Raw genomic sequence first — 9,513 nt, 5'->3', positions numbered from 1 at the left:
CTTTACTTCAACTGACTGGACACGCTGGCCTGCAGGAAGAGAGCTGTCGTATGTGAATTGCAACCCGGATACTTGCAGGAAACCTCCGAATGCTGTTGGAGCATCCTTGACGCTATGCTCCAAGGCTTCTTTGATTTCAGCGCCAGTTAGCTGCATGATGGCCAATGAGTTTCCGAATGGCATTACTTCAAGTACTTTTGCCATCGTAATGTCTCCTGCATCAACAGATGTACGGATACCGCCGCCGTTTTGAACTGCGATTACTGTATTAGGGTTGATGGTTTTCGCCTTTGCGAGCATTCCATCGGTGATCAAGTTACCTAAATTTGTTTCACCTGTTCTTGCGGCAGGGTTTCCGCCAACTAAATCAACAGTTGTTGTTCCGATTACTGTATTTTTCATTTCTTCAACAGCAGGTTTGTATTTTTCGTTCAGAATTTGGGCTGCTACTGCATCCTCTTCAAAATTTTTAAGATCCAGCAACTCACCAGCATATTCAATAACTCTTCCATTTTTGTTGAATTTTACATCCAGGGTACCAAGGAATTTGCCATACTCATTTGCCTGGACGATGACAGTCGGTTCTTTGCCTGCCTCTACAAATACTGGCTCGGACAATTTAACGTGAGTGTGGCCGCCTACGATTACATCAATGCCTTCAACTTGCTCTGCCAATGTCAGGTCATTGTCTCCACCGCCATCATTCAAACCAATATGTGTAAGCGCGATGATTTTATTAATCCCTTGTTCTTCAAATGCTTTAACAGCTTCTCTTGCTTCGTTAATGTAATCAGTGAATTCAACATCGTCTCCAGGGCTGGAGATGTCTACTGTTTCAGCTGTTGTGAGGCCAAAAATCCCAACCTTCTCCCCATTTACCTCTTTTACGATGCCTTTATAAACTTCTCCATCATTTGCTTCTGAAGAGAACTCGCTATTTGCAAGCATATTCATATTTTCGTCATTTTCAAAGTATACGTTTGCGCTGACAAATGGGAAGTTTGCCTCTTTGACAAAGTTTGCGAGTGGTACGGTTCCGTTATCAAATTCGTGATTGCCAAATGTCATGGCATCATAGCCGACTAAATTCATGAACTCCAAATCAGCCAGTCCTTGAAATTCGTTAAAATACAGGGTTCCTGCGAAAACATCCCCAGCATCTAAAAGAAGTGTGTTAGCGTTTTCTTTGCGTACCTGCTTAATAGCGGAAACCCGTTTTGCGACAGTATCTAAATGTGCATGTGTGTCATTTGTATGCATGATCGTTAGTTCATACGGCTTGCCTGGTTTCATGCCCTTCATGTTTGCAGAGACTGCAGGAACAGCAATCGAGGTCAAAAGTACAGCAGAGGCAGTTATTGACATAATTTTGCGGTAGAACTTTTGATGGTAGTTCATTAACATTTTCCTCCTTGAATTCAAATAGTATTGCTATAAAGCTAGTTATCTCTCTCAAACACTTCAATTCTATCAAAATTGACTCGATATAAAATAAATAAATTGAAAATTCATTAATTCGGTAATATAGTATTAGGTTAAAGGAACTAAGAATTGAAAGGTAAAATAAAAGGGGAAGAATCAATATTAATATTTATTAAATATTCGCATAGAACGTCTTAAAGGGTCGTCAGGGAGGAATTTTAAAATAGTTGCCGAATAGTTTGGGGATAGAAAGAGCGCTGGGGGAAAATAATGAAAAAGCGGATCTTATTGATTAAGTTAGTAGTTTTCTTGTTACTGATTTTGAGTGGTTGCTCTGGAGGGCTTCAGGAGGAAACGGCGGCAAAGGCAGAAGTAAAAAAACAGAGGGTTGTTCAAACTCAAATACAAATTCCAGTAATTAAAGACTTTATGCCAAACATGAATCTTGTGCCACGGAGCAGTATACCAACCCATATCGTATTGCATTTCATAAGCAATGCCGCGGCTAACCCTGAGAATCCTTATATATATGAAGACATCAGAAAAATTTTTATTGATTACGATGTTTCCCCGCATTATATGATCGACAGGGAAGGTGAAATATACTATTTATTGCCTGAAAGCCGGGCTGCCCGCCATTCAGGGAAAGGGAAGCTTATTGAATACGCCGAGTACAATGATCAGTTGAATAAATATTCGATTGGCATTGAGCTAATGGCCATCGGCACTGAATCCGAAATGCAGCAAATGATGTCTACAGAGCACTACAAACAGATCCCCCAGGAACATATCGGCTACACGGAAGCACAATATGAAGCTCTTAATATGCTTCTTGATGATATAATAGCAAGAAGCAAAGAGATTAAGAGAGACAGGATGCATATAATCGGCCATAATGAATATGCACCAGAACGGAAAACAGATCCCGGAGAATTGTTTGAATGGGGAAAAATCATGTTGGATGCAGAGTAGCCTCAATGGTTGCTCTTTTTTTAAGGTAGTTATTCAATTGTCCATTTTGATTCTCAAATTGATAGATAATCTACTGCACAAGTTATTTTTCTGCAGGATTGGGTAAATAGTAACTAAAACATAACCCAAAAAGGCAGGGATAATTCATGAAAAACGATAAGAACTCTAACTTCTATAAACAAAATGTAGACGTGAATATGTTCATGGACACCATGCATGATCCTGACAATACGGAGCTGATTCTGACTCGTAAAAAAACAAGGTACACAGATGGAGCAAACAAGATCATCCAAAAGGTCCAGAATGAATTCCTGCAAAAAAGAAGAGCAGAAGAAATTGATTTGGCATTGATAAGCAAAGATAAAGAAAGATTCTTGGAATTAACTTCAGAAAACTGGAAGGATGCTTTGTAGAGTGAAAGTGATGAATGGGATTTTGCGAATATAAAAGGCCTGAAACCAAGATAACAAACGTGGTTTCAGGCTTTTTTAGGTTGTTGCCTTTGCTCTCAAAAACTATTTAATCTAAAACCTCTAATAATTGATCCTTAAGCTTCTTTTTCGCGCCGCTTCTCCATTGTTTGACTGCTGATTCAGAGACATTTTCCTTTTGAGCTATTTCTCTGACGGAGAGGAAATCAACGCAAGTGTAGATGACCCACTTTGTTTCTTTCTCGGTGAGGTCCCCGCAGTAGCTCATCAAAAACTCAAGTTCGAGCGGGGTATTAGCGTTGGGTTCTTCAACGGTTTCCCAATATTCCTCTTTTGGGTAAACATTACGGTTTTCGAGCCGATTATTTCGATTCATCTCATTTAATATTTGGCCTTTTATAAACGAATAAGCATAATTGGCAAATTCACCTTTCTCTGGATCAAAGGCTTCAGCCGCCTCCCAAAGTCCTACGAGTCCTGTATGGAAGTAATCTTCCTTGTTTTTATATATATGGAGGGAGGAGATAATTTTGTGAATCATTGGCTCATACTGTTTCGATAACTGTTCAAAGCTTTCCAATTTGCAATCCTTTCGAAACGCGTGCGTTCTGTTTTATTCCCGGGTAGCTAAAACATACTGGGAAACATGAGAGTACACCAATCACGAAAATTCAATTTTAGAGGGCAAAATGGTTAAAAAATAAACAAAAAAGTCTTGAAAACTCAATTTTCAGACTTAATAAAAGAGTAAACATCAGAATGTAACGATTATCAGTGTTTTGAATTGTGAAATTTTTTAGACAATGATTGATAATTTTTTTTCCTCTAAATTGATCAGTAGTTACTACCATTGGATTAGGAGTAACCTGGCAATTTTTTCGATTATGTTCGTATATAAATAAAAAAACGGACCTGAATGTAGGTCCGCTAAAAAATATATTATACTAAAAAAGTTTAATTTTAGCAATCTTCCTTAAGAATTAAGAATTGAGCAACATAAAAATACAGATTTACATTTAAATGTCATTGTTAATATAATAATACCTATAGGGGTTCTAGACCAACACCACGCTCAATTACACCATGTAGCCCTGTTAAAGAGACAGGAGGTTAAAATTCGAAATAAATTGAAGAGTCCCCGGGAATATAGTCATAGCGGACAAATCCCGAGGACAAAGTGTGTTGGGTATACCAACTATGTTAGTATACCTTTTATGTCAGATAAAGCAATACATAGGAGGATCTAATAGTGAATCTATTACGTGATTACAAAATTAATCAGGAAACGGTGCTGCTGACTGGGGAATACAACGAAAATGGAAAACTGTGCACGAGAATCATAGAAGGGGAAGAAACCTTCCTTGTCGATATGAAGCCGATAGATGTCATTAACAGTACTATGCTGACCCTTGGGTCTGATTTTAATGCTGGCCGGAAAAGTTCCAGGGAGATCCTTGGCGATATTTACATGTGCCCAATTAAGATAAACTGCAATCTGGGAATCTGGTTATTTCCCACCAAATCTTACAATGATGAATTTTGCATTTGGTTTTCCCTTACACATGTCAAGAAAACAAAGTCTCTCGGAATCCGCAAGACTGAAGTGTATTTAAGCTTCAATCATACATTTGTGATTAACATGAAGGAATCTAAGTTCAACCAAAGAAAACAGGCTGCGAAAGAATTGCGCGATGAAATGACGAAAAACTCACAGGGTATGATGACCTTTTACATCGAGCCTAAAAAAGGCCTGAGTATACGTGAAGGTGAAGGTATAAACAGATACAGAATCCGTAAATAGAGCGAGTGATAGAGGCACCCATTTTAGGGTGTCTTTATTAAATTTTTTACACAGGTGCAGTCACAGCGAATTTTTTGGCTGGTAATTGGTATAGTAGCAGTAGTCCCTGGCATTAGCTTATACAGTAGATAAAAAACAGGCAGGACAATTAGATATATCTAAAGTTGGCGCGTTAAGATAACGATAAATCGAAAGCGGTTAAATTGACAAGGGGAGGAATTATTTTATGGAAAAGTACATTCTATCTTTAGACCAGGGAACGACAAGCTCAAGGGCGATTCTTTTCGACAAAGCAGGGAAGGTCGTTCATGTTTCGCAAACTAATGAATACCGGTGAAAAAGCGGTCAAATCAGAGCATGGACTATTGACTACACTTGTCTGGGGCTGGATGGCAAGATTGAGTATGCTCTTGAAGGAAGCATTTTTATTTTGTTGCCGGATCGGCCATTCAATGGCTGCGCGACGGCTTGTGAATGCTGAAGAACGCGAACGGCCAGGAGGAAATCGCGTCACAGTGGGCAATCGACTCTTCATTTGAACCGAAGATGTTAGATGAAGACCGAGACATCTTGAAGAAGCCATGGGCAAAAAGATATCAGTTGATGAAGTAGCGTTGTTCGCCATGCATTTCGGCGGATGGATCGAACGGGCAGGTGGGTGATAAAACAAAAAAAAGTGGCAATGGCCACTTTTTTAATTTATATTCTTTTAGCGCCAATGAACTTTGGCTTCCAATATGAATTATTGATGCTTACGATTGATACACCTTTAGAAGTTGCGGAGTGAATCATTTGACCATTTCCGATGTAGATGGCGACGTGTGTTACTTTCTTGCCACCGCTAGTTGCATAGAATAATAGATCGCCCGGCTGGTAAGAAGTAACTTTCGTACCTGCCTTGCCAAATGAGTAGGTTACTAAACCTGAGCAGTCAAAACCGCTGGTTGTAGTGCCGCCCCATTTATATTTGACTCTCAAATTGCTTTTCGCAACTGAGATTGCTTTAGATTTATAATCAGCTGTATTCGCAGCCGGTTTAGGAGCTGAAGTCTTTTTGACTGCAGCAGCTTTTGGTGCAATGTATTGTGAACTTACATAACCTGTTTTTCCTTTTGTTGAAACTTTGGCCCAACCTTTTGATTGTGAAGACACAGTTACTAGCTGGTTCTTAGGAAGTTTAGCTACAACTTTTCCGGAAGTAGCAGGTTTATTGCGCATATTTAATGATCCAGAATTAACTTTCACATAATAAGTCGTTCCAGAGGCAGAGGCTTTATCAATAGACGGTGCGACAGTAGCTACTAAAGCGAAGAGCAACATAGATGCTAGGATTCTTTTAAACAAGTAGTTTTACCCCCGTTAATTAAAAGTTAAACCTAGTATATAGCGAAAGGGGTTACAAACAAATAACGGCATAATTACATTTATATTACAAATAGCGACAATAATTCCAAGGAATATGAAGAATTAGATAGAAATATATCAAGAAGAGATGAGAAAGGGGAATGGAAGAAGACTATTATAGTCTTAAGTTTCTAAATGAAAAGACTGCTAGTTCAAGAAACAGATGGTTCTTAACAGCAGTCTTTCTTCTATTAATGACAACCATTTTTCTATGCTCATTCCAGCTGAATTCACTCCACTTTCATTATTCATTGATTTTTTATTTTTTGGATTGGTTACTAATGGCTCTTAATAACCATAGTTTCTCCTCTGGACTCAACATACTCCAGCTTCCTGCTTTTACTTTCATATAAAAAACACTCCTATCAGTTGTATTTTTTTTTACTTTTTGTTTCTGTAATCCATATATACCGCCTTTTCGAAAAATCAAACAACAAAAATTTCTACAAATTACCAGGTAATCTTACAAGCTAGTCCACATCTTTTGTCGAAAAGTCACTGTAAAATTCAATTAAATATTTCCAGTTTAAATTCATCTACGTCTCAAGACCTAGAACAGATTACAAACTGAGTCTGTGGAAAAATAGTCGGTTTTGAAGTAATGTATAAGAGAGAAAACATTTATTTACAGCTAAATGAAACATTCTGTGTCTCCTACACGTATAGATAGGAAGATTCTAAACAGGAGTCGATACTGATGAATAAATTCCTTTTACGATTTATGCAAACTGGTGCGGCAATCCCTTTTTCGGCATTCATCTGGCTGCTGGCCTTCACCGGTTTTGACCAGACCTTCTGGATGTCTTCGTTTTATGGGTTTATTGGCGGGGGAGTTATGTTTTTGGGACTAGGATTATATTTGCAAAAACGCTTTTTGGAAAAAAACAGGCTGACCATGAAGGAATACAAATATATTAAGAGAAATCTTAAAGAGGCGAATGTGAAAATCAACAGGATTCAGAAGTCGCTATTTTCAATTCGCCATATCCGTTCGCTTAAACAAAGAATAGAGCTTGTGCGGCTTGTGAAAAATATCCAGAAGCTCAACAGCCGGGAGCCGAGAAGATTTTTCAAGGCGGAACAGTTTTATTTTTCACATCTTGATTCGATAATGGAACTAAGTGAAAAATATGCTTTCCTATCCTCCCAGCCAGCCAAAAACCGAGAGTTGGAATACTCTTTAAATGAAACGCAGGACACTTTAAAGGACCTTACCAAGATTGTTGAGAAAGATTTGAATTATATGCTGGAAGAGGATCTCGATCATTTGAATTTTGAAATAGACGTTGCGAAGCATTCGATCAAGAAGCGAAATGAAATTCCTGATGAAACCAGGAGGTTAAAATAATGACAGAAAAAAATCCAGATCTTTTAAAGAATACTGGAAATATCATGGATGATGTCTTAACGAATCCGTTTCGCGATTCGCCTGAACTGCAGCTGCAGCCCAGCCCGCAGCAACAGGACAGCAAGCCTGTCAAGCTGATTGATGTCATTCCTGAGGAAAACAGGCAGAGGGCCTACCAATTAGCAGAACAGATTGACCCGAAAAATCACCAGGCAATGATTCAATACGGCACTCAGGCGCAAGGAAAACTTCTGGCTTTTTCTCATGCAATGCTTGAGCATGTCCAGAAAAAGGATATCGGTGAAGTAGGAGAAATCATCAATGATTTGATGAAGCATCTCAATGACATGAATCCGGAGGAGCTTAGCACTGAAAAGCAATCCTTCTTTGCCAGGATGTTTGGCAAGATTTCGGGTTCAGTCCAGGAGATCCTCTCCAAGTATCAAAAGACTGGAGCACAGATTGACCGGATCAGCGTGAAACTCGATCGCAGCAAAAATGTCCTGTTATCCGATATTGGCATGCTCGAGAAGTTGTACGAAACGAACAAAGAATATTTCAATGCGCTGAATATTTATATAGCCGCTGGAGAACTGAAGCTTGAGGAGCTGCATGGAAAGACAATTCCACAGTTAAAAAAGGCTGCGGAAACATCTCAGGATCAAATGAAGTTCCAGGAAGTCAACGATATGATCCAGTTTGCCGACCGTCTGGATAAGCGACTCTATGACCTGAAATTAAGCAGGGAAATCACTATCCAGAGTGCGCCGCAAATCCGCCTGATCCAAAACACTAACCAGGCGCTAGTGGAAAAAATCCAGTCATCGATCGTGACTGCCATTCCACTCTGGAAAAACCAGGTCGCCATTGCATTGACACTGATCAGGCAGCGGCATGCGGTTGAAGCACAGAAGCAGGTATCAAAAACAACAAATGAACTATTGCTGAAAAATGCTGAAATGCTTAAGACAAATACAATCGAAACAGCTAAAGAAAACGAGCGTGGCATTGTCGATATCGAAACATTGAAGAAAACGCAGGAAAACCTAATCACTACACTGGAAGAGACGTTACGAATCCAGGAAGAAGGCCGGACAAAGAGACGCCAGGCTGAACAGGATCTGGCCTCAATGGAGAATGAGTTGAGATTGAAGCTTTTGGAGATTAAGGATAAGTAATAATCGAGAGTAGTTTAAGTTATATAATGGTAAATGAAGAAGATGCCAACCGAATGGATCGGGGCATCTTCTTTTTTATCTTCTCCTACGCTTTTAATCAGGTATTTTACGTCAGCCATAGGAGCTCGAATTTCTAATAGAATCTCTTAAAAGAATCGAAGTGTTTTTGGTAGTATGGTGAGCTAAGACTGGATATAATCACTCCTCCACCGTCAGAAGCATGAATGAACTCATTATTTCCTATATATATACCCATATGAGATATCCCTTTAATATATGTATTCGCAAAGAACACAAGATCACCAGGCTGTGGATCATTTACATAATAAGCCCTGTTAAAGTAGTCAGCGGATGAATAGCGGTTAATCGTTTTTCCGGTTTGATTATAAACATAATAAATAAATCCGCTGCAATCAAATCCATCTGGTGTGTTTCCAGCCCATTTATATGGAACCCCAATAAGTTCCTTTGCAATTGTTTCAGCGGTTTGTTCCCCAAACAGATTGACACGGGAGCCCGGTTTTGCGGCAACTGGTGATTCGTTTGCTGGGGAAGTCACAGATTTAGGATCATTGTCCGTATGAAGCATGAGCTTTTGCCCCACGTAAATCAAATCAGACTTTAAATTGTTCCATTGCTTGATAGAGGTAACGGTAACGCCGTGTTGAAAAGCGATCTTGCTTAAAGTGTCACCGCTTTTCACCAAATAGTCAGCAGTCACTGAAGGAGCACTCGTTTTAACGGTTTCAGTTTTTACCAGAGTTGCAGGTAAAGTGGTTTTAGCTGGTTCCTTTTTAACAAGTGCTGGAGCAACAGCTGGTTTTGCTGCAACAGGCGCAGCGAAGTTCCGGGGTTTGAGATAGTGGCCGATGGATCGGCCACTATCAGCTGCTGCCCGGGATAAATGGTTCTGCTCTTCAGCTTATTCCAGGATATTAAATTGTTTAGCGGAATTCC

The 9,513-nt window shown here is 39.4% G+C and carries 12 protein-coding genes and 1 pseudogene; 8 read left to right on the top strand and 5 right to left on the bottom strand.

Features of this window, described 5'->3' with window-relative positions:
- Positions 1–1,398, bottom strand: a 1,398-nt coding sequence (locus JCM21738_RS19450) for a bifunctional metallophosphatase/5'-nucleotidase (protein ID WP_023613635.1), incomplete at its 3' end; no start/stop codon positions are given.
- Between the two features lie 294 nt (positions 1,399–1,692).
- Between JCM21738_RS19450 and JCM21738_RS19445 the strand changes: the two genes are divergently transcribed.
- Both JCM21738_RS19445 and JCM21738_RS19440 read left to right on the top strand, forming a co-directional pair.
- Entirely contained in the window at positions 1,693–2,394 is a 702-nt protein-coding gene (locus JCM21738_RS19445; RefSeq protein WP_023613636.1) for an N-acetylmuramoyl-L-alanine amidase, read from the top strand.
- Positions 2,395–2,540: 146 nt separating this feature from the next.
- Complete coding sequence (locus JCM21738_RS19440) at positions 2,541–2,807, top strand: IDEAL domain-containing protein (protein WP_023613637.1); 267 nt, start codon at positions 2,541–2,543, stop codon at positions 2,805–2,807.
- Between the two features lie 106 nt (positions 2,808–2,913).
- On the opposite strand, the gene JCM21738_RS19435 is transcribed toward JCM21738_RS19440, so the two are convergent.
- Positions 2,914–3,405, bottom strand: a complete 492-nt coding sequence (locus JCM21738_RS19435; protein ID WP_023613638.1) for a sigma-70 family RNA polymerase sigma factor — start codon at positions 3,403–3,405, stop codon at positions 2,914–2,916.
- A gap of 669 nt (positions 3,406–4,074) precedes the next feature.
- Here JCM21738_RS19435 and JCM21738_RS22760 point away from each other — a divergent pair.
- The 4 genes and pseudogenes from JCM21738_RS22760 (at position 4,075) to JCM21738_RS24535 (ending at position 5,238) form a co-directional block, all read left to right on the top strand.
- A complete protein-coding gene (locus tag JCM21738_RS22760; protein ID WP_023613639.1) occupies positions 4,075–4,626 on the top strand; it encodes a competence protein ComK in 552 nt (183 codons plus the stop codon).
- Positions 4,627–4,852: 226 nt separating this feature from the next.
- Positions 4,853–4,963 (top strand): FGGY family carbohydrate kinase, encoded by a 111-nt coding sequence (locus JCM21738_RS23585; protein ID WP_023613640.1) that lies wholly within the window; start codon positions 4,853–4,855, stop codon positions 4,961–4,963.
- Positions 4,947–5,097: pseudogene (locus tag JCM21738_RS24845) on the top strand (hypothetical protein); the annotation flags it as partial. The gene JCM21738_RS23585 and the pseudogene JCM21738_RS24845, both read left to right, overlap by 17 nt.
- A 3-nt stretch (positions 5,098–5,100) precedes the next feature.
- Positions 5,101–5,238 carry a hypothetical protein gene (locus JCM21738_RS24535; protein ID WP_023613641.1) on the top strand — a complete coding sequence of 46 codons (138 nt, stop codon included), beginning with the start codon at positions 5,101–5,103 and terminating at the stop codon, positions 5,236–5,238.
- A gap of 87 nt (positions 5,239–5,325) precedes the next feature.
- Here JCM21738_RS24535 and JCM21738_RS19425 read toward each other — a convergent pair whose 3' ends face one another.
- Positions 5,326–5,970 (bottom strand): C40 family peptidase, encoded by a 645-nt coding sequence (locus tag JCM21738_RS19425; RefSeq protein WP_035209934.1) that lies wholly within the window; start codon positions 5,968–5,970, stop codon positions 5,326–5,328.
- Positions 5,971–6,727: 757 nt separating this feature from the next.
- Between JCM21738_RS19425 and JCM21738_RS19420 the strand changes: the two genes are divergently transcribed.
- Complete coding sequence (locus JCM21738_RS19420; RefSeq protein WP_023613645.1) at positions 6,728–7,378, top strand: 5-bromo-4-chloroindolyl phosphate hydrolysis family protein; 651 nt, start codon at positions 6,728–6,730, stop codon at positions 7,376–7,378.
- Positions 7,378–8,556, top strand: coding sequence for a toxic anion resistance protein (locus JCM21738_RS19415; protein WP_023613646.1), 1,179 nt, complete (start codon positions 7,378–7,380; stop codon positions 8,554–8,556). The genes JCM21738_RS19420 and JCM21738_RS19415 overlap by 1 nt, the downstream gene beginning before the upstream one ends.
- A gap of 133 nt (positions 8,557–8,689) precedes the next feature.
- On the opposite strand, the gene JCM21738_RS19410 is transcribed toward JCM21738_RS19415, so the two are convergent.
- Both JCM21738_RS19410 and JCM21738_RS26305 read right to left on the bottom strand, forming a co-directional pair.
- Positions 8,690–9,277 (bottom strand): C40 family peptidase, encoded by a 588-nt coding sequence (locus JCM21738_RS19410; protein WP_052019806.1) that lies wholly within the window; start codon positions 9,275–9,277, stop codon positions 8,690–8,692.
- A 32-nt stretch (positions 9,278–9,309) separates the two neighbouring features.
- The coding region (locus tag JCM21738_RS26305; protein WP_035209933.1) for a LysM peptidoglycan-binding domain-containing protein at positions 9,310–9,513 on the bottom strand (204 nt) is incomplete at its 5' end.

The organism is Mesobacillus boroniphilus JCM 21738 (assembly GCF_000517385.1).
Taxonomy (GTDB): Bacteria; Bacillota; Bacilli; order Bacillales; family Cytobacillaceae; genus Mesobacillus; species Mesobacillus boroniphilus.
Note: the sequence above shows the minus strand (reverse complement) of the source record. Positions and strands in the feature narration are given on the sequence as shown.

Coding starts and splice junctions, on each gene's coding strand:
- JCM21738_RS19420 (WP_023613645.1), top strand. CDS start 6,728: ATGAATAAATTCCTTTTACGATTTATGCAAACTGGTGCGGCAATCCCT.
- JCM21738_RS19440 (WP_023613637.1), top strand. CDS start 2,541: ATGAAAAACGATAAGAACTCTAACTTCTATAAACAAAATGTAGACGTG.
- JCM21738_RS23585 (WP_023613640.1), top strand. CDS start 4,853: ATGGAAAAGTACATTCTATCTTTAGACCAGGGAACGACAAGCTCAAGG.
- JCM21738_RS19445 (WP_023613636.1), top strand. CDS start 1,693: ATGAAAAAGCGGATCTTATTGATTAAGTTAGTAGTTTTCTTGTTACTG.
- JCM21738_RS19415 (WP_023613646.1), top strand. CDS start 7,378: ATGACAGAAAAAAATCCAGATCTTTTAAAGAATACTGGAAATATCATG.
- JCM21738_RS24535 (WP_023613641.1), top strand. CDS start 5,101: ATGCTGAAGAACGCGAACGGCCAGGAGGAAATCGCGTCACAGTGGGCA.